This window comes from Ectothiorhodospiraceae bacterium BW-2, assembly GCA_008375315.1.
Taxonomy (GTDB): domain Bacteria; phylum Pseudomonadota; class Gammaproteobacteria; order Thiohalomonadales; family Thiohalomonadaceae; genus BW-2.
This window is the reverse complement of the sequence record CP032507.1, coordinates 1,160,837-1,179,269: the sequence shown is the minus strand read 5'-3', so window position 1 is coordinate 1,179,269 and position 18,433 is coordinate 1,160,837. Positions and strand designations below refer to the sequence as shown.

20 protein-coding genes and 2 pseudogenes are annotated in these 18,433 nt (G+C 49.8%); 18 read left to right on the top strand and 4 right to left on the bottom strand.

Annotated features, from left to right (window positions below):
• Positions 1-4 precede the first annotated feature (4 nt).
• The 4 genes from D5085_05620 to ilvC all read left to right on the top strand — a co-directional run bounded on the left by D5085_05620 (position 5) and on the right by ilvC (position 3,688).
• Positions 5-304: a spermidine synthase gene (locus tag D5085_05620; GenBank protein QEP45064.1), complete on the top strand. Its 300-nt coding sequence runs from the start codon at positions 5-7 to the stop codon at positions 302-304.
• 113 nt (positions 305-417) lie between these two features.
• The gene (gene ilvB, locus D5085_05615) at positions 418-2,118 is read left to right on the top strand and encodes a biosynthetic-type acetolactate synthase large subunit (GenBank protein ID QEP42656.1); all 1,701 of its coding nucleotides are present in this window, start codon (positions 418-420) and stop codon (positions 2,116-2,118) included.
• On the top strand, positions 2,115-2,615 hold the full coding sequence (ilvN, locus tag D5085_05610; protein ID QEP42655.1) for an acetolactate synthase small subunit: 501 nt from the start codon (positions 2,115-2,117) through the stop codon (positions 2,613-2,615). Before ilvB ends, ilvN begins: the two co-directional genes overlap by 4 nt.
• 56 nt (positions 2,616-2,671) lie before the next feature.
• A complete protein-coding gene (ilvC, locus tag D5085_05605) occupies positions 2,672-3,688 on the top strand; it encodes a ketol-acid reductoisomerase (protein ID QEP42654.1) in 1,017 nt (338 codons plus the stop codon).
• Between the two features lie 55 nt (positions 3,689-3,743).
• Here the strand turns inward: ilvC and D5085_05600 are convergent, their stop codons facing one another.
• Positions 3,744-5,111 carry an adenylosuccinate lyase gene (locus D5085_05600; protein ID QEP42653.1) on the bottom strand — a complete coding sequence of 456 codons (1,368 nt, stop codon included), beginning with the start codon at positions 5,109-5,111 and terminating at the stop codon, positions 3,744-3,746.
• Positions 5,112-5,194: 83 nt separating this feature from the next.
• On the opposite strand from D5085_05600, the gene D5085_05595 reads away from it, so the two are divergent.
• Entirely contained in the window at positions 5,195-5,605 is a 411-nt protein-coding gene (locus D5085_05595) for a hypothetical protein (GenBank protein QEP42652.1), read from the top strand.
• Here D5085_05595 and D5085_05590 read toward each other — a convergent pair.
• A complete protein-coding gene (locus D5085_05590) occupies positions 5,594-6,199 on the bottom strand; it encodes a DoxX family protein (protein ID QEP42651.1) in 606 nt (201 codons plus the stop codon). The genes D5085_05595 and D5085_05590 overlap by 12 nt on opposite strands.
• A gap of 398 nt (positions 6,200-6,597) precedes the next feature.
• Between D5085_05590 and D5085_05585 the strand changes: the two genes are divergently transcribed.
• From D5085_05585 to D5085_05525, 13 genes and pseudogenes are all read left to right on the top strand, one after another.
• Entirely contained in the window at positions 6,598-7,170 is a 573-nt protein-coding gene (locus D5085_05585) for a sigma-70 family RNA polymerase sigma factor (GenBank protein ID QEP42650.1), read from the top strand.
• A gap of 12 nt (positions 7,171-7,182) precedes the next feature.
• A complete protein-coding gene (locus D5085_05580; protein ID QEP42649.1) occupies positions 7,183-7,446 on the top strand; it encodes a zf-HC2 domain-containing protein in 264 nt (87 codons plus the stop codon).
• A 39-nt stretch (positions 7,447-7,485) separates the two neighbouring features.
• On the top strand, positions 7,486-7,857 hold the full coding sequence (locus tag D5085_05575; protein ID QEP42648.1) for a low-complexity protein: 372 nt from the start codon (positions 7,486-7,488) through the stop codon (positions 7,855-7,857).
• 14 nt (positions 7,858-7,871) lie between these two features.
• Positions 7,872-8,711 carry a DUF692 domain-containing protein gene (locus tag D5085_05570; protein QEP42647.1) on the top strand — a complete coding sequence of 280 codons (840 nt, stop codon included), beginning with the start codon at positions 7,872-7,874 and terminating at the stop codon, positions 8,709-8,711.
• Positions 8,701-9,462 (top strand): hypothetical protein, encoded by a 762-nt coding sequence (locus D5085_05565; GenBank protein QEP42646.1) that lies wholly within the window; start codon positions 8,701-8,703, stop codon positions 9,460-9,462. Before D5085_05570 ends, D5085_05565 begins: the two co-directional genes overlap by 11 nt.
• Positions 9,463-9,497: 35 nt before the next feature.
• Positions 9,498-9,941: a hypothetical protein gene (locus D5085_05560; GenBank protein ID QEP42645.1), complete on the top strand. Its 444-nt coding sequence runs from the start codon at positions 9,498-9,500 to the stop codon at positions 9,939-9,941.
• Positions 9,938-10,987, top strand: coding sequence for an IS3 family transposase (locus D5085_05555; protein QEP42644.1), 1,050 nt, complete (start codon positions 9,938-9,940; stop codon positions 10,985-10,987). The genes D5085_05560 and D5085_05555 overlap by 4 nt, the downstream gene beginning before the upstream one ends.
• Positions 10,988-11,643: 656 nt before the next feature.
• Positions 11,644-12,426: a restriction endonuclease gene (locus D5085_05550; protein ID QEP42643.1), complete on the top strand. Its 783-nt coding sequence runs from the start codon at positions 11,644-11,646 to the stop codon at positions 12,424-12,426.
• Positions 12,423-13,571, top strand: coding sequence for a DNA cytosine methyltransferase (locus tag D5085_05545; protein QEP42642.1), 1,149 nt, complete (start codon positions 12,423-12,425; stop codon positions 13,569-13,571). The genes D5085_05550 and D5085_05545 overlap by 4 nt, the downstream gene beginning before the upstream one ends.
• Positions 13,528-13,659 (top strand): annotated as a pseudogene (locus tag D5085_05540) (type II toxin-antitoxin system HicB family antitoxin). Before D5085_05545 ends, D5085_05540 begins: the two are co-directional and overlap by 44 nt.
• Before the next feature lie 432 nt (positions 13,660-14,091).
• Positions 14,092-14,298, top strand: coding sequence for a DNA-binding protein (locus tag D5085_05535; GenBank protein QEP42641.1), 207 nt, complete (start codon positions 14,092-14,094; stop codon positions 14,296-14,298).
• 15 nt (positions 14,299-14,313) lie between these two features.
• Complete coding sequence (locus D5085_05530; GenBank protein ID QEP42640.1) at positions 14,314-16,053, top strand: modification methylase PaeR7I; 1,740 nt, start codon at positions 14,314-14,316, stop codon at positions 16,051-16,053.
• A 2-nt stretch (positions 16,054-16,055) separates the two neighbouring features.
• Positions 16,056-16,544: pseudogene (locus D5085_05525) on the top strand (restriction endonuclease).
• Between the two features lie 362 nt (positions 16,545-16,906).
• On the opposite strand, the gene D5085_05520 reads toward D5085_05525, so the two are convergent.
• Together D5085_05520 and D5085_05515 are read right to left on the bottom strand one after the other, a co-directional pair.
• Positions 16,907-17,956, bottom strand: coding sequence for an IS3 family transposase (locus D5085_05520; protein QEP42639.1), 1,050 nt, complete (start codon positions 17,954-17,956; stop codon positions 16,907-16,909).
• Positions 17,953-18,357, bottom strand: a complete 405-nt coding sequence (locus D5085_05515; GenBank protein ID QEP42638.1) for a hypothetical protein — start codon at positions 18,355-18,357, stop codon at positions 17,953-17,955. The genes D5085_05520 and D5085_05515 overlap by 4 nt, the downstream gene beginning before the upstream one ends.
• Between the last annotated feature and the right edge of the window lie 76 nt (positions 18,358-18,433).

Below are 18,433 nucleotides of genomic sequence, written 5' to 3'. Positions count from 1 at the left end.
GGTTATGGAAGCGCAGATGTTTAACTACCACTGCTGGCTTGGGGTGACCGAGCCGGCGCTGTTACAGCCGCAGTGTCAGCGGCTGTTGTGCTCTAGTGGTTTTACGATCATTAACTTTACCGAGCACTACTTTACCCCCTATGGCTATACGGCACTGTGGCTGCTAGCCGAAAGCCACGCCGCGCTGCATACCTTTCCGGAGCAGCAGCGCAGCTATCTGGAGCTCTCTAGTTGTGTCGAATCGCTCTATCTGCGCTTTCGACAGCAGCTCTTAGCGGAGGACTCCTTGCGGCTCCTTGAATAAAAATCACTTGACCCGATTTGACAATATGCTAGCTTTTGCCGTTTTCGCTGCGCGAAATGGCTAGATGGCTAGGCGGCGAAGAGAGATTCAAACTATTAACTTGGAGCACATAAGTGGAACTGACCGGTGCAGAGATTGTGGCCCGATTCTTGGCAGACGAGGGGGTAGAGTACCTCTTCGGCTATCCAGGGGGGGCTGTGTTACATATTTACGATGCGCTCTATCAGCAGAATAGCGTCAAACATATTCTGGTGCGTCACGAACAGGCGGCAACCCATGCTGCCGATGGTTACGCCCGCGCAACCGGCAAGCCGGGGGTGGTGCTGGTGACCTCGGGGCCTGGGGCGACCAATGCGGTCACAGGAATTGCTACCGCCTATATGGACTCGATTCCGATGGTGGTGATTACCGGTCAGGTGCCGCGAGCGCTGATTGGGAATGATGCTTTTCAGGAGGTCGATACTGTCGGTATTACTCGTCCCTGCGTGAAGCATAATTTTCTGGTCGATGATGTCAACAACTTGGCCATCACGCTAAAAAAGGCGTTTTACATCGCCACCACGGGAAGGCCAGGACCGGTAGTGGTCGATATTCCGAAGGACATTACCGCGCAGAAAGTTAACTACAGCCACCCCAAACAGGTGTCGATGCGCTCTTACAACCCGACTACCAAAGGCCATACCGGGCAGATAAAGCGGGCACTGGAGATGATCCTAAAGGCTAAACGGCCGATGGTCTATACCGGCGGTGGCATCGTGATCGGTAATGCGGCAGAGAGCTTAACCCGCTTTGTGCGCGAGCTAGGGGTGCCGGTAACCAATACCTCGATGGGGTTAGGTGGCTATCCGGCGACCGATCCACTCTTTGTCGGTATGCTAGGCATGCACGGCACCTATGAGGCCAATATGGCGATCTCCCACTGCGATCTGCTGCTGGCTATTGGGGCTAGGTTCGATGATCGGGTCACCGGCAATATCGCCAAATTTGCCCCACGGGCGAAAATTATTCATATCGATATCGACCCCTCCTCCATCTCCAAAAATGTCACCGTCGATATACCGATTGTCGGCCCGGTCGATCAGGTGCTACAGAGCCTGCTACAACTACTTCAGAGCTCAGAGCATCGTGGCGATAGTGAAGCGTTAAAGCCGTGGTGGGAGCAGATTAACGAGTGGCGCAGTAAAAACTGCCTCCACTACGATCAGGGAAATAGCCGAGCGATTAAGCCGCAATATGTAGTGGAGTCGCTCTATCAAGTGACTAAAGGCGAAGCCTATGTGACCTCCGATGTGGGACAGCATCAGATGTGGGCGGCACAGTTCTATAAATTTGACCTACCGAGGCGCTGGATAAACTCCGGTGGTCTCGGCACCATGGGTTTCGGCCTACCGGCGGCGATGGGGGTGCAGCTCGCTTTTCCTGAGAACATGGTCGCCTGTATTGCCGGAGATGGCGGGATTCAGATGAATATTCAGGAGCTCTCGACCTGTATGCAGTACCGGCTACCGATTAAAGTGATCTGCCTGAACAACGGTTATTTGGGCATGGTGCGGCAGTGGCAGGAGTTCTTCTACGATAATCGCTACTCGCAGGTAGGTGTTGAGTCGCAGCCCGATTTTGTTAAGCTAGCGGAAGCCTATGGCCATGTCGGTATGCAGATTACCCGACCGGAAGAGGTGGTTTCGGCGTTAGAGGAGGCGTTTACTACCTATAGAGATCGCTTTGTATTTCTCAATTTTGTTACCGACCGAGAGGAGAATGTCTATCCGATGGTTCCCTCCGGTGCTGGGCTGGAGGAGATGATTTTAGTATGAGTACCCGACATGTTATTTCGATTCTGATGGAGAACGAGGCGGGGGCACTCTCCAGAGTCGCCGCACTCTTCTCCGCTCGGGGTTACAATATCGAGTCGTTGACAGTGGCACCTACCGAGGATGCGACCCTGTCACGCATGACCCTGGTCACCTGTGGCTCTGAGGCGATTATGGAGCAGATCACCAAACAGCTAAATAAGCTAATTGATGTCGTTAAGGTGATCGATCTAGCCGATAATCCCCACATTGAGCGGGAGATGGTACTGGTGAAGGTCTCGACCAAAACCGGCGATGTTCGTGAGGAGATGAAGCGGCTCGCCGATATCTTTCGGGCTAAAATTATCGATGTCACAGAGCACACCTATACCATGGAGTTGACCGGCTCTGGTCGCAAACTGGATGCCTTTATTGAGGCGATTGATACTAAACAGATTCTGGAGACGGTGCGCTCCGGTGTCAGTGGCATCGCTCGAGGTGCCCGTAGCTTGAGGCTTTAAACAATCCGTTTAATCCACTGTTAACCTTTAACTTAAACCTAGGAAATATAGACTCTATGAATATCTATTACGATAAAGATTGCGACCTCTCCATCATTCAGGGCATGAAAGTCACCATCGTCGGTTACGGCTCCCAAGGCCATGCACATGCGAATAACCTCAAAGATTCCGGTGTGGATGTCACCGTCGCGCTGCGTGAAGGTTCTGCCTCAGCAGCGAAGGCAGTCGCGGCAGGTTTAACCGTCAAAAGTACCGTTGAGGCGGTGAAAGAGGCCGATCTGGTGATGATCTTAACGCCCGATGAGTTTCAGTCGCAGCTCTATAAAAACGATCTGGAGCCTAATTTGAAGCAGGGGGCGACCCTTGCCTTTGCCCACGGTTTTAGCATCCACTATAACCAGGTCGTTCCCCGTAGCGACTTAGATGTCATTATGATCGCCCCCAAAGCGCCCGGCCATACCGTGCGCAGCGAATTTGTCAAAGGGGGGGGGATTCCCGATCTCATTGCGATATTCCAAAACGCCTCCGGTCGAGCTAAAGAGGTTGCTCTCTCCTACGCCTGTGGGGTGGGTGGTGGTCGTACCGGTATTATCGAGACCACCTTTAAAGATGAGACCGAAACCGACCTCTTTGGTGAGCAGGCGGTGCTCTGTGGTGGGGCAGTGGAGCTAGTTAAAGCGGGCTTTGAGACCCTCACCGAAGCGGGATATGCTCCAGAGATGGCCTACTTTGAGTGTCTGCACGAATTAAAACTGATTGTCGATCTGATGTATGAGGGCGGCATCGCCAATATGAACTACTCCATCTCCAATAATGCTGAGTATGGCGAGTATGTCACCGGACCGAAGGTTATTAACGATGAGAGCCGCGCCGCCATGCAAGAGGCTCTAGCCAATATTCAAAACGGTCACTATGCCAAGCGCTTTATTCAGGAGGGGCAGTCGAACTACCCTGAAATGACCGCTATGCGTCGTCTAAATGCCGCCCACCCGATTGAGCAGGTCGGGGAGCGGTTACGCGCTATGATGCCGTGGATTAGTGCTAACGCGCTGGTCGATAAGAGCAAAAACTGAGTTTAGCCCCCACCCCGCTGAGCTCCTTCAGCGGGGGAGCGGTCGGGGCCGGAACCTATATTCTCTTTGCCTGCTGCCTCGCATTACCGAGATAGCTAGCGGGGGTGAGCTGCTTTAACTGCTGTTTGACTAGCGGGGGTAGCTCAAGGGTATCGATAAATTGCGCCATCGCGCTCGCATCGACTCGTTTGCCGCGAGTTAACGCTTTGAGCCTCTCGTACGGCTGTTCAATGCCGTAACGGCGCATCACCGTCTGAATCGCCTCGGCCAGCACCTCCCAGTTGCTATCGAGATCGGCCGCTAATGCCGCCGGATTGAGCTCCAGCTTAGCGATTCCGCGCAGTGTCGATTGATAGGCAATCAGACTATAGCCGAGACCGACACCTAGATTGCGTAGCACGGTTGAATCGGTGAGATCACGCTGCCAGCGCGAGATAGGCAGCTTGGTCGCTAAGTGGTGAAATAGCGCGTTAGCGACCCCTAAATTGCCCTCCGAATTCTCAAAATCGATGGGATTAACTTTATGTGGCATGGTCGATGAACCGACTTCGCCAGCGACTGTCTTCTGCTTAAAGTAGTTATTGGATATGTAGCTCCAGATATCGCGATCAAAATCGATTAAAATAGTATTAAAGCGGGCTACGGCATCAAATAGCTCGGCGATATAGTCGTGCGGCTCGATTTGGGTCGTGTAGGGGTTCCAGCTCAGGCCGAGCGAGGTGACAAAACGCTCAGCAAATAGCTGCCAATCGATCTCAGGATAGCTACAGAGGTGGGCGTTATAGTTACCGACCGCGCCGTTGATCTTACCTAAAATTGCCACTGCGGCGATCTGATCTCGCTGCCGCCGTAGCCGATAGACCACATTGGCGATCTCCTTGCCCATAGTGGTCGGAGTGGCCGGCTGGCCATGAGTGCGGGAGAGCATCGCGGCGGCGCTATTCTCGTGAGCTAGCCGAGTCGTGGCTTCAATCAGCTCCTCTAACTGTGGTAGCAGAATCTCATCGCGCCCCTGCTTTAGCATCAGCGCATAGGCGAGATTATTAATATCTTCAGAGGTCGCGGCGAAGTGGATAAACTCGCCCACCTGCGCTAACTCGCGATGAGCGCCAATCCGCTCTTTCAAAAAATATTCGACCGCTTTAACATCGTGATTCGTCGTTCGCTCAATCTGCTTGACCTGCTCGGCATCCTGAGCTGAAAATTGGCTGAGAATCTGCTCTAGCTGCTGCTGAGTCGCGTCACTGAAGGGGGGGACTTCGGTAATCTCATTACACTCGGAAAGTGCCTGTAACCAGCGGATTTCGACTAAAACGCGACGATAGATAAGGCCATACTCGCTAAAAATGGGGCGTAGAGCAGCGGTTTTGTTGCCATAGCGGCCATCGATGGGTGAGAGTGCGGTGAGTGAGGATAGTTCCATAGCGACTCCGTGGTGGATTAAACGGTTAAAAGGGGCTATTTTACCCTAGCTGTGATGAAAACCAGACCCTGCAGGAGAAGATAATGGCAATTGAGGTCGAACAGGTCGATAACTTGTACCGCTTAGGGCAACGAGCACTAACGCAACAGCTACCGATTCTACTTATGGTATCGGCCAGCCACTGCGGCTACTGCGTGCGAGTGGAGCGGGAGTTTGTGCGCCCGCTCCTACTGAGCGGTGAGTATGATGACAAGATTATCGTTGCCAAACTGGAGCTCGATACCACCCCGACCCTTATCGATTTTCAAGCGCAGAGCGTCGATAGCCAGCGCTTTAGTCGCCGCTACCGCGCCTATGTCACCCCGACGCTACTCTTTCTAGATAGCCACGGGCGAGAGTTGAGTGAAAAGCTGATCGGCCTAATGACCCCAGAGCTGTTTGGCGGCTATATTGATGCGGCGATTGAGGAGGCGCAGCAGCGGTTAGGGCTTTGACGCTGCTATACGCAGCGCAACCCAGTAGTCGATACTGACAAATCGCCCCGCGCCGATAAAAAAGAGCGTCAGCAGCATCACAAAATAGGTGGCGGCAAACTCAATACCGTTATTCAGTATCGCAAACGAGCCATTTTCAGTTAGCCAGCTATAGTGTCCATGTTCGCGCAGAATCTCTTTTGCCCGATCCAGCCGCTCAATGGCACCAATAGAGCGATCATTCGCGAAGAGGCTGTTAGTCCCTTCAGCAATCGCCAGCCACCCGTTCTGCCAGTGGACGGTGACGGCAGCAACAACCATCGTCACCATCAGCGGGATTGAAATGTAGCGAACTGCGGCTCCTGCAATGAGCAGAATAGCCCCAGCTATCTCGGTTAACGCAGCTAGCCAGGCCATGGCCACCGGAAAAGGGAGCCCTAACCCCCACTCACTATTACCAAACCACTCAATAGTACTCTCTATATGGCTTAGTTTATTGGTGCCCGCCATCCAGAAGATGGGTGCTAAATAGAGTCGTAGTAGTAGTGGTGCCATAAAATCAGCATGGCGGCTTAAGTTAAATAGGGCCTGTAGTTTAAGTAGGATCTGAATCATCGTCTCTGCTCCTGAAAATATGAAGTTGATAGTGACTCTTGGTCGGAAATCGTCGCAACTCCTGACAAAAAAGTGTCAGGTTTTCGGTTTTATTTCGACCAATGGTCACCATTAATGGTTCACAACAGAGGATTTCACTATGTGCAGTACCCCCCGGTTTAGTGGCGGCCACCAGAGCCACAGCGTCACTCGATATCGGCCGATACCAATAGATCACTTTCAGGTGCAAAGGTTGCAGCAGCAGTTAATGCGAGATAAAAAAGACAGAGCACAGCATCGCCCTAAAACGCCCCCACCCCAAACCGTTCGAGCCGAAGTAGAGAACCAGGGTTGGTGGCAGCGGTTGCTGGCGTTGTGGCAAACACTCCCGCCCCTGCGATGGAGTTAGACTATCTCTCATGAATCAACCACAGACCGCCCACTTTGCTCAGCAGTGGCTACAAGAGCATGGCGATGCGCTCTATCGTTATGCGCTGCTTCAGTGTCGCACGCCTCATCAAGCCGAGGAGTTAGTGCAGGAGACACTACTAGCTGCGATTGAGAGTTACCCTAACTATAGTGGCAAAGCCTCTATTCGCACTTGGTTAATCGGGATTTTAAAAAACAAGGCGATCGACTACTTTCGCCGTTGTCAGCGGGAGACGCTGCTAGAGGATGAGTCGTCTGATGAGCAGGCGCTAGATAACCTGATTGACAAAAGTTTCAAAGAGAGTGGCCATTGGAGCGCCAACTTAAAGGAGTGGGGAGATCCAGAAAAGATGCTGCAACAGGGGCAGTTTTGGCAGGTGATACAGCTCTGTTTAGGCCATCTACCACAACGGCTACAACAAATTTTCCTCATGAAGGAGATTTTTGAACAAAAGAGCGAAAATATCTGTCAGGAGTTACAGATTAGTGCGACTAACTTATGGACAATGCTCTATCGAGCTCGTATGGGGCTCAGGCACTGCTTTGATAACCACTGGCGTTAACAGGGGGGATTTATGCTTAACTGCAAACAGGCGACAGCACTCATTTCACAGCGACAGGAGCAGCGACTCCCCTCTTTTACACACTGGGGTTTGCGTATGCACCTGATGATGTGTCATAACTGCCGCCGCTTTGCGCGTCAAATTAATCTTTTGCAGCGTGCATTAAGCGGTCTGACTTCTCGCCTCACCTCAGCTGAGGAGAGCGATAGGGATGGACCGACCATGCCGACAGAGATGCGGCAGCGTATCCGTAATCATCTGCCAAATGGCAGTTAACCCGTTATGTTTTACCTAGACAATACCTTGGAGATACCCATGAATCGATTAAATACCCTCTCTTTAGCTCTAACTGCGGCAACGCTAGGCGCTGCTGCGACCGCCGCCCAAGCCGATATATCAGCGAACCCCTTTAGCGCCAGCGTGATGAGCTCAGGCTACATGGTTGCCGGCGCTCACGGTAAAGCCGGTGATGGCCAGTGTGGAGGTAAGGAGGCTGAAGCGAAGTGTGGCGCCACCAGCGAAGAGGGCAAAAATAGCGAGGCCAAATGTGGCGAGGCCAAGTGTGGTGCTGCCGCTCCTGCCAAGAGCCAAGAGGCTAAGTGTGGCGAGGCGAAGTGCGGCGCTGCCACCCCGCCCGCCAAAAGCCAAGAGGCCAAATGCGGCGAAGCGAAGTGCGGTAGCAGCTAAGTAGAGGGCGATGGATGGCACACTCTATTGACGGGGCGGGGCTGGGGTTGCGGCGTGAGCATTTAGAGGAGCTTGGCCGCGCCATCCCCGAGTCGATTCAGTTCTTTGAGCTAGCGCCAGAGAACTGGATGGAGCTCGGTGGCCTGCGCCGAAAACAGCTACAACGGCTGAGGGCACAACGCCCTGTTGTGGCTCACGGTCTGTCGCTCTCGCTTGGCAGCCCCGCCCCACTTGATGAGCGCTTCGTTAGCCGTATCGCCGCCTTTCTCGATGAGCACCAGATTGAGCGCTACACCGAGCACCTCTCTTGGTGTAGTGACGAGGGGCACCTCTACGATCTCCTGCCGATCCCCTTTACCGATGAAGCGGTGGCGTATGTTGCTAGCCGTATCCGTCGAGTGCAAGAGATATTGCAGCGCCGAATTGCGCTTGAGAACGCCTCTTTCTATGTTACAGCACCGATCTGTTCCATGAGTGAGGCTGAATTTATTAACGCGGTGCTAGAGCAGGCCGACTGCGATCTGCACCTAGATGTCAACAATGTCTATGTCAATAGCGTCAATTTCGGCTTTAATCCGCTCACCTTTATTCAACAACTCCCCCCTGAACGGGTGGTCTATATGCACATGGCAGGACACTATCAGCAAGCGCCCGATCTGATTATCGATACCCATGGTGCCGATGTCATCGAACCGGTATGGCAGCTCCTTGAGCAGAGCTATAACCACCTCGGCGTCCATCCGACACTGTTAGAGCGCGATTTTAATATCCCCCCCCTAGCCGTATTGCTCCCCCAAGTGGAGCGTATCACCTATCTGCAACAGCAGGCGAGGCGTTGTGCCGATGCAGCCTAAATGGAGCGACTATCAGCGCCAGTTTGCCGCCTGGCTGCGTCAGCCTGATCCGAACCACCTACCGCCAGAGACCGATAGCGAGCGTATGGCGGTCTATCGTCGCCTAGTCTTTAACAACTTTCAGATCTTTGTCGATAGCTGCTTTCCCTTGACTCGGCAAATTGTCGATAGGGCGCAATGGCAGCGACTACTAGAGCAGTCGTTTACCGAGATGAGACCCACCTCACCGCTGTTTCGGGATATACCCGCCACCTTCTTAGCATGGTTGCAGCCGAAGGCAACAGAGCTAATGCCGCAGCTCCCTTGGTTATGGGAATTTATGCACTACGAGTGGCTAGAGCTAGCGGCAGAGATCCATCCGGCGCGACTAGAGGAGCCGCTCAAACAGCGCGATGCGAATCGAGAGTGGCCAATTATCAACCCAACACTACAGCTTGGCTGTTACCAGTGGCCGGTACACACCATTCAACCGAACCGACTACCGACGGCAAGCGCCACCGAACCTTACTGTTTTGCCGTGATTCGTAACCGTGCCGATGAGGTGACATTTATTGCGATTAACCCGATAACGCTGCAACTGCTACAGCGACTCGCAGCGCAACAGCCGCTCACTCAGGTACTAGAGCAGCTCTGCGAGCAGTTAGGGGTACCCTTAAACGAGTCACTCGTGCAGTTTGCGCGAGAGTTTCTCGACTCAATGGTGGCAGCTGAGGTGGTGCTTGTCTCTGGAGAGAGTCGTCACAGCCCCTGAGTGTCAAGATACCCTGAGACCACCCCTGATGAGAAATGAATGTAGAATCAGGGGGGCAACAGAGGAGATACACGATGCCCAAAGATACTACCGTTTTACCCTCCAACGAGGTTACCGACCCCGATGAAGAGAAGCGCTCCTACCGCAAATTTAGTGAGGAAGAGAAGCTTCGGATCCTAGCAGAAGCAGAGCAGTGCAAGGAGCCGGGTCAGCTAGGCGAGCTGCTGCGCAAAGAGCAGATCTACAGCTCCCATCTGACCAAATGGCGCCGACAACTGCAAGCACAGGGGCAGGCTGGCCTGAAAGGGAAACAGAGTGGTCGCAAACCGAGCCTAGACAAGCGAGATAAGGAGATAGAGCGTTTAAAGAAGGAAATTCAGCGTCTTAGCCAACGGTTACAGCAGACCGAAGGGGTGATTGCGCTCCAAAAAAAAGCCTTCAGCTTATTGGAGCAGATGAACACAGAGATAAGCTTATGAGATTAGTTGAAAAAGAGTGCCCCAGTTCGGTGAGCATAAGAGCCGCTTGCGATAGCCTAGCGCTCTCGCGTGCAGGCTACTACCGCCGACAGGCTCCGGTTGTCTCCCCCCGAGCGAGCCTTCCAAGACCCGTCGCAGCCAATGCGCTGAGTGAGGCAGAGAGGCAAGCCGTTCTGGGGCTTTTGAACAGCGAACGATTCTATGACCAACCTCCGGCAGAGATCTATGCTAGCCTGCTGGATGAAGGGAAATATTACTGTTCAATCAGTACGATGTATCGGATCCTTCGTGCTAATCAACAGACGGGAGAGCGGCGAGCTCAAAAACCGGCCAAATCACACGCTATCCCCCGATTACGGGCGACCCGCCCGAATGAGGTTTGGACATGGGATATCACTAAGCTTCCCACCACAGAGCAGGGTAACTTCTTGAATCTCTATGTGGTGATGGATCTCTACAGCCGTTTTATTGTGGCTTGGATGGTCTCAAGGAAGGAGAATAGTGAGCTCTCCAAGCTGTTAATCAGTGACGCAGCGGCTCGCTATCGGGTCGCGCTCAGTGGCTTAACACTGCATCAGGATAGAGGTGTGCCGATGACCGCCAGAGGCTATCTCGACTTGATGGCCGAACTGGGGATCACCTGCTCCCACAGCCGTCCACGAGTCAGTAACGACAATCCGTTTAGCGAGAGTCAATTTAAAACACTCAAGCAACAACCCGATTATCCTCAACGATTTACAGGAGTTGACCATGCCAGAATATGGTTTAGTGACTATGTTGACTGGTACTGTTTCCACCACCACCATCGAGGGATTGCGTGGTTCACTCCAGAGCAGGTATTTACCGGTCGTTACAAGGAGGTTAGCGAGCAGCGTGAACAGGCGCTGAAGCAGGCCTATCAGCAGCATCCGAAACGCTTTATTCATGGTGAGCCCAAGGTTAAGCAACCCCCTACTGAGGTATGGATTAACCCCGCTCTACCGGAGGAGGGGGTGGGGTCGCTGGAGGTCAACTATCCAACCCTGAATAGAGCGAAGGAGAGATGAGTGACGGTGCCGCTAGTGGGTCTATCGTCGATGGCTTTAGCCGGTTGTGGTGGCTGAATGACAGAGCGTTATCCATAGCCCGCCCCCCGGAGACCCCCTTATTATCGTAGGGGGGCGGGCTGTGGGTAACGCGGTGCAGGAGGGAGGTTCCTAGATTAGGGGTTGCAGTTCGCCTTGCAGCTCCCCCTTGCTGAAGGGCTTGGCTCTTGCGGCAAAGGGCCATGAGGGTCATGTTCGCTCCTTGTTGCGTCATGACTCAACATAGGCGAAATTTGCCGGTGAGGGCAGTGGCAATCACCGGCTAGATTTAGAGCTTTATTTTTTTAACAACTGGTCTCAAATTGCTTGACAGCTTCCGCAGCGCTTAGTGAATCAGCGTTAACCGTAAGGTTAGCTGGAACAGGCGCATTTGGCACAAGAGCCTGAAGCATCAGGGGTTTCGCTGGACAGAAGATGCGGAGTTGATATACTTGTTTGGGTAGATAGTCAAAGCATTGTGAATGATCAGCGGTTTCTGGTGATCCTGCTAATTCTGGAGTTAACCCGTTAGACATTCGCGGTTCTGGCTGTCAGGAAGAGGGAATAAGCGGGTCTGTAGCGGAGTTATACAGAGGCTGTTTAATAACTTGTTAGCTCACAAAAAAAGGAAAAGAAAAATGAATGAAAGCCCAGCAAAATATTTTAAAAGATACAGAGAGTCTATAGGCTTCACAAATCAAAATGATGCGAAAATATTCCTCTCAGGAAAAGATGTCCCAGCAGGAGTAGATTACGAATATATAGACAATCTAAATCAAAGGTTGAAAGAGATTTCTTCTAAAGTCAGTGCTATTGGAAACAAATCTATTAACATCAAAAATATCGATGATTTTGTCCGTAAAAATATACTACATCCATTTGAGACGATAAAGAGCTCGGGTTTATTGCCTAGGTTAAACAATCAAGGAAGAAGACCTGAACAGGTCCTGTTTTCTTGGCTAAGGGGGTATGTCGTAGCAGAACTGTTTACTCCTGCAATCGCAGGAATATTTGAAGTCTCAATAACTTCAATCAATCAAATTGGTGATGATGATTTGCGGGATATTGATACATTCAGAAGAAGTCCTAAGGCTGACTTAGAAATAACAAAAGATAATCAACGAGTCAGAATAGAAGTTCAATCTGGATTTCAGGGAATTAATGACATCAAAGAACATAAAGTCAGAGAGGCGCGTAGAGTATTTGAGGAAACAGGAGAGCACTCTATCTGTATCCATATTGACCTTTTCAACGGTCAAGTTGCTTTTGTTCAGCTCGACTCTATTGAGGATGACGATGTTAACTTTGTAACTAGGCAGCCAATGGAAGGACAAAGTGTTTTTGCAATAGATCAGAACTACTTCAAGTGGAGACTACTAGATCCGGCTCCTTGTTTTTCTGATTTGGAGTTATCTATATGAATAGACCGATAGCAGTAGAGCTTTTTTCTGGGGCGGGAGGACTTAGTATTGGCTTGGAAAAAGCAGGCTTCAAAATTGTTTTAGCAAATGAGATCGAAAATGACTTTGCTACCACATTTAAGTTAAATCATCCTGAGACGAAAGTTTTGTGTGATGATATACATAACATTAATTTCAAAGATGAGGTAGAAAACCTAGGCATATCCAAAATTGATTTACTATCAGGCGGTCCTCCGTGTCAGGGGTTTAGTACCGTGGGCTCTAAGAATGAAAAGGATCCTAGGAACAGCTTGTTTTATGAATACTTACGAGCAGTTAAAGAGTTAAACCCCAGTTATGTAATTTTTGAAAATGTATCAGGCTTCAAAAATATGTATGACGGCAAAGCATATAATACACTTATATCTGAATTAAGAGAATTAGGCTATGATAGTCATTCAGCAATACTTGAGGCATCAGACTTTGGTCTTCCACAAATAAGAAAGCGAACCATCGTGGTCGGATGGAAGAAAGGGAGATGTTCAGTGTGTTTACCATATCCCACACATAGTTTGGGTCAAAATCTTTTCGGATTAAAAGATAAATTGACTTTAATGGATGCAATTTCTGATTTGCCTAAATTAAGCGCAAACGACAGCATTTCCTGTTATTCTCTGCCACCTCAAAATCTCTACCAAGAAGACATGAGAAAAGGCATGAGAGAGAAGGCTCTAACTGAGCATAATAGCTCTAACTACGGAGAAAAAATGCTCGAAATACTTTCGTTAATTCCTGCGGGAGGTAGCGTAAATGACTTACCAGAAAGACTTAGACCAAAAAAATATTTTGCAAATACATATGCAAGGTTACTCCCAGATCAACCTGCTCCGACAATAACAAGGAACTTTGGAACGCCATCATCATCAAGGTGTGTGCACCCATATCAAAATCGCGCCTTGAGTACGAGAGAGGGCGCTAGATTGCAAGGATTTCCAGACAGCTATCTTTTTTACGGGAGCAAAACATCTAAAAACTTACAAATTGGGAATGCAGTGCCACCCGTTTTCGGAAAGGTGATCGCTGAATCAATAATAGAAGCAATGAAAAAAGAAAAAGCAGCTAACAAGGCGCTGCACTCTGGATATGCTGATGGAACGGATTCGTGAAGCCATTGAGCTTTGTTTGGAAGTTCAGGGGGGAACACATGAATCACTTGATTTTGTTGGCGTTCAAAGGATTTCCGTTGCGGCATGACATCTCTTCCGAGTTTAACGGGTAAAGACCTATTGCTCGCTTTGAAAAAAGCGGGTTTTGCATTGGTTCGAGTCAGAGGGAGCTTCCTGTTTGGCTGCATCGGCTCCGAGTTGATCGGGATCGATAGCGAAAGCCGCATCTGCCTCTAAGAGAAATGCCAGCCTTTCTAGGTCAGTGGCAAACATTTCCATCAAATTTTCCGGTTCAATCACTGTTATTTGCCCCGATCGCATCGGGCGAGCGGGAGGTTTCAGCGATTACTTACCGGAAGGCTTTGAAATGTGTTGGAAAGGCGTCTGCTTTTTTTAGGTGGGAATCTGGCAAATGGATGTTTCCATGCCGATTTCCGGGAATTACCTTGATTTTTGCGTTATCATCTATTATCTTTTAATATCAAATATTAACTCTGACTATCAAGGAGTTTTGGCTTATATGACAGAAAACGACAAATGGCTGACCGTGGAAGAGCTGGCGGCATACCTTAAGATGAGCCGGACTAAACTCTATGCCATGACACAGAAAGGTGAAATTCCGGCGTCAAAAATTGGAAACCAGTGGCGGTTTGACCGGGATGAAATTGATGAGTGGATGAAAATTCTTCGAGAAATGCCCCTAAAGGCTTCGGTAAAAAATGGATAGAATAAAGGGGATCATATGCCAAGCCTGATACAACCAACATTATTTGATCTGTTCGACGTTTCGACCATTCCAAGGTCAAGAAATGTTACAGATGCAATAGAAGAATTAGCCTCCCATGGCGAGAATGATGTACGCGGTGCAATTTTTACGCGGATTGAGGTTGTTGAATTCATTCTTGATTTAGTCGGCTATGTTGAAAGCAGCCCTTTGCATCTTAGTAGCATTCTGGAGCCATCTTTTGGAGAGGGCGATTTTCTTCTTCCCGCAATTGAAAGGTTGCTTGCTGCATGGCGCAAGAACGAAGGAAATACCTCGAATGCAAAGACAGAATTAGGAAGAGCCATTCGAGGAGTTGAACTGCATCGAAAAACTTTTTTATCGACACGCAACGCTGTAGTTAATCGGCTAACAAAAGAAGGTATATCCTTATCGACTTCTTCCGAACTTGCTGACCAATGGTTGAGTCAAGGCGATTTTTTGCTTGAAAAGAAAGACATGTGCTTTGACTTTATTGTTGGTAATCCACCATATGTCCGACAAGAATTGATTCCTACCCCGTTGCTAAATGAATATCGCTGTCGCTACAAGACCATGTATGACAGAGCTGATTTGTATATCCCTTTTATTGAACATTCATTATCTCTTTTGACAAAAAACGGCGCGCTTGGATTTATATGCGCAGACCGCTGGATGAAAAATCGATACGGAGGGCCGTTACGATGCTATATATCAAAGAATTTTTATTTAAAGGCATATGTTGACATGGTTGATACTGACGCTTTTCATGCCGAGGTCAGTGCCTATCCCGCGATTACTGTTCTTACTAAATCAAAAACCAGCATAACCCGTATTGCCCATCGACCCAAAATTGATAAGAAAATTCTTTCATCCATTTCCGTGGATATAAATTCTGAGGTTTTGCCAAAATCATCAGTTGTAAGAGAAATGGCGGGCATTTTAAGTGGTTCTGATCCTTGGCTTTTAGAATCATCAGATCAAATGTCATTGATTCGGCGAATAGAGAACCAGTTTCCAACTCTTGAACAAACAGGTTGTAATGTCGGCATTGGCGTAGCTACCGGAGCCGACAAGGCATTTATTGGTGACTTCAAATCCCTTGATGTTGAGACAGATAGAAAACTGCCATTAGTCGCAACTCGTGATATTAAATCAGGTGAAGTTATCTGGCAGGGTCAAGGTGTTATAAATCCCTTTGCCGACGATGGCGGTCTCGTTGATTTGCGGAATTATCCAAAACTAGCCCGTTATCTTGATGAACGCAAAGAGGTCATCAAGAAACGCCATTGCGCTAAGAAGTCGCCTTCAAACTGGTATCGGACTATCGATAGAATATGGCCTGAGCTAACTATAAAACCGAAACTCTTGATACCTGACATTAAGGGCGAAGCTCATATCGTTTTCGAACCCGGTCAACTATATCCCCACCACAATCTATACTACATTATTTCTGAAAACTGGGATTTACGGGCTCTACAGGCCGTATTGCTTTCGAGTATGTCTAAGCTTTTCGTGGCAACCTACTCAACAAAAATGCGTGGCGGTTATTTGCGCTTTCAAGCTCAATACTTACGACGTATCTGCCTTCCTTATTGGCAGGATGTATCTGAGGGGATCAGGAAAGACTTGATTAACGCCGCTTGCTCTCGGGATATCGATGCCTGCAACAGTATTGTTTTTAAACTATATAATCTAAACAAAGATGAACGATCCGCTCTAGGCGGAAACAGAGAATAAAAATGGCTATTGATCTCGTTGAATATGAATCAAAAACTCGTGAAGCAATCAAAGGTTTCTGGGGCAATCGAAACGCGGCAAAACAAAAACAGAAAGAATCTGGAAAATTAGACCAGGGAGAACGCGCAGGCGTTACGGCTGGTAAAAATATGGATGGATTTATCGATTTGATCATTGATATCATCCGTGCCAATGGCCTTGAAAATGCTGATATTCACCAAAAACATGCAGTCTTGACTCTCCCCGGTTTTTTCCGTCCCACCAAGTTATGGGATCTTCTGGTGATTTATAAAGGAGAGTTGATTGCTGCAATCGAATTAAAAAGCCAGGTTGGTCCTTCATTTGGCAACAATTTCAATAACCGAACTGAAGAGGCCATTGGAACGGCACACGATTTATGGACAGCTTATAGAGAAGGTGCTTTTGGTAATCAGCCTCGACCTTTTGTTGGCTGGCTAATGCTGGTTGAAGATGCAGATAAGTCTAGGGCGCCTGCGGAAGCTGTCAAGCAATTTGAGACCAGTTGTTAAAAAAATAAAGCTCTAAATCTAGCCGGTGATTGCCACTGCCCTCACCGGTAAATTTCGCCTATGTTGAGTCATGACGCAACAAGGAGCGAACATGACCCTCATGGCCCTTTGCCGCAAGAGCCAAGCCCTTCAGCAAGGGGGAGCTGCAAGGCGAACTGCAACCCCTAATCTAGGAACCTCCCTCCTGCACCGCGTTACCCACAGCCCGCCCCCCTACGATAATAAGGGGGTCTCCGGGGGGCGGGCTATGGATAACGCTCTGTCATTCAGCCACCACAACCGGCTAAAGCCATCGACGATAGACCCACTAGCGGCACCGTCACTCATCTCTCCTTCGCTCTATTCAGGGTTGGATAGTTGACCTCCAGCGACCCCACCCCCTCCTCCGGTAGAGCGGGGTTAATCCATACCTCAGTAGGGGGTTGCTTAACCTTGGGCTCACCATGAATAAAGCGTTTCGGATGCTGCTGATAGGCCTGCTTCAGCGCCTGTTCACGCTGCTCGCTAACCTCCTTGTAACGACCGGTAAATACCTGCTCTGGAGTGAACCACGCAATCCCTCGATGGTGGTGGTGGAAACAGTACCAGTCAACATAGTCACTAAACCATATTCTGGCATGGTCAACTCCTGTCAATCGTTGAGGATAATCGGGTTGTTGCTTGAGTGTTTTAAATTGACTCTCGCTAAACGGATTGTCGTTACTGACTCGTGGACGGCTGTGGGAGCAGGTGATCCCCAGTTCGGCCATCAAGTCGAGATAGCCTCTGGCGGTCATCGGCACACCTCTATCCTGATGCAGTGTTAAGCCACTGAGCGCGACCCGATAGCGAGCCGCTGCGTCACTGATTAACAGCTTGGAGAGCTCACTATTCTCCTTCCTTGAGACCATCCAAGCCACAATAAAACGGCTGTAGAGATCCATCACCACATAGAGATTCAAGAAGTTACCCTGCTCTGTGGTGGGAAGCTTAGTGATATCCCATGTCCAAACATCATTCGGGCGGGTCGCCCGTAATCGGGGGATAGCGTGTGATTTGGCCGGTTTTTGAGCTCGCCGCTCTCCCGTCTGTTGATTAGCACGAAGGATCCGATACATCGTACTGATTGAACAGTAATATTTCCCTTCATCCAGCAGGCTAGCATAGATCTCTGCCGGAGGTTGGTCATAGAATCGTTCGCTGTTCAAAAGCCCCAGAACGGCTTGCCTCTCTGCCTCACTCAGCGCATTGGCTGCGACGGGTCTTGGAAGGCTCGCTCGGGGGGAGACAACCGGAGCCTGTCGGCGGTAGTAGCCTGCACGCGAGAGCGCTAGGCTATCGCAAGCGGCTCTTATGCTCACCGAACTGGGGCACTCTTTTTCAACTAATCTCATAAGCTTATCTCTGTGTTCATCTGCTCCAATAAGCTGAAGGCTTTTTTTTGGAGCGCAATCACCCCTTCGGTCTGCTGTAACCGTTGGCTAAGACGCTGAATTTCCTTCTTTAAACGCTCTATCTCCTTATCTCGCTTGTCTAGGCTCGGTTTGCGACCACTCTGTTTCCCTTTCAGGCCAGCCTGCCCCTGTGCTTGCAGTTGTCGGCGCCATTTGGTCAGATGGGAGCTGTAGATCTGCTCTTTGCGCAGCAGCTCGCCTAGCTGACCCGGCTCCTTGCACTGCTCTGCTTCTGCTAGGATCCGAAGCTTCTCTTCCTCACTAAATTTGCGGTAGGAGCGCTTCTCTTCATCGGGGTCGGTAACCTCGTTGGAGGGTAAAACGGTAGTATCTTTGGGCATCGTGTATCTCCTCTGTTGCCCCCCCTGATTCTACATTCATTTCTCATCAGGGGTGGTCTCAGGGTATCTTGACACT

Excerpts from the sequence above, each read along its gene's own strand:
- D5085_05550 (QEP42643.1), top strand. The coding sequence starts at position 11,644 with ATGAATGAAAGCCCAGCAAAATATTTTAAAAGATACAGAGAGTCTATA.
- D5085_05535 (QEP42641.1), top strand. The coding sequence starts at position 14,092 with ATGACAGAAAACGACAAATGGCTGACCGTGGAAGAGCTGGCGGCATAC.
- D5085_05515 (QEP42638.1), bottom strand. The coding sequence starts at position 18,357 with ATGCCCAAAGATACTACCGTTTTACCCTCCAACGAGGTTACCGACCCC.
- D5085_05580 (QEP42649.1), top strand. The coding sequence starts at position 7,183 with ATGCTTAACTGCAAACAGGCGACAGCACTCATTTCACAGCGACAGGAG.
- D5085_05565 (QEP42646.1), top strand. The coding sequence starts at position 8,701 with ATGCAGCCTAAATGGAGCGACTATCAGCGCCAGTTTGCCGCCTGGCTG.
- D5085_05545 (QEP42642.1), top strand. The coding sequence starts at position 12,423 with ATGAATAGACCGATAGCAGTAGAGCTTTTTTCTGGGGCGGGAGGACTT.
- D5085_05555 (QEP42644.1), top strand. The coding sequence starts at position 9,938 with ATGAGATTAGTTGAAAAAGAGTGCCCCAGTTCGGTGAGCATAAGAGCC.
- D5085_05560 (QEP42645.1), top strand. The coding sequence starts at position 9,498 with ATGAATGTAGAATCAGGGGGGCAACAGAGGAGATACACGATGCCCAAA.
- D5085_05570 (QEP42647.1), top strand. The coding sequence starts at position 7,872 with ATGGCACACTCTATTGACGGGGCGGGGCTGGGGTTGCGGCGTGAGCAT.
- D5085_05620 (QEP45064.1), top strand. The coding sequence starts at position 5 with ATGGAAGCGCAGATGTTTAACTACCACTGCTGGCTTGGGGTGACCGAG.
- D5085_05575 (QEP42648.1), top strand. The coding sequence starts at position 7,486 with ATGAATCGATTAAATACCCTCTCTTTAGCTCTAACTGCGGCAACGCTA.
- D5085_05590 (QEP42651.1), bottom strand. The coding sequence starts at position 6,199 with ATGATTCAGATCCTACTTAAACTACAGGCCCTATTTAACTTAAGCCGC.
- D5085_05520 (QEP42639.1), bottom strand. The coding sequence starts at position 17,956 with ATGAGATTAGTTGAAAAAGAGTGCCCCAGTTCGGTGAGCATAAGAGCC.
- ilvC (QEP42654.1), top strand. The coding sequence starts at position 2,672 with ATGAATATCTATTACGATAAAGATTGCGACCTCTCCATCATTCAGGGC.
- D5085_05595 (QEP42652.1), top strand. The coding sequence starts at position 5,195 with ATGGCAATTGAGGTCGAACAGGTCGATAACTTGTACCGCTTAGGGCAA.
- ilvN (QEP42655.1), top strand. The coding sequence starts at position 2,115 with ATGAGTACCCGACATGTTATTTCGATTCTGATGGAGAACGAGGCGGGG.
- D5085_05530 (QEP42640.1), top strand. The coding sequence starts at position 14,314 with ATGCCAAGCCTGATACAACCAACATTATTTGATCTGTTCGACGTTTCG.
- D5085_05585 (QEP42650.1), top strand. The coding sequence starts at position 6,598 with ATGAATCAACCACAGACCGCCCACTTTGCTCAGCAGTGGCTACAAGAG.
- D5085_05600 (QEP42653.1), bottom strand. The coding sequence starts at position 5,111 with ATGGAACTATCCTCACTCACCGCACTCTCACCCATCGATGGCCGCTAT.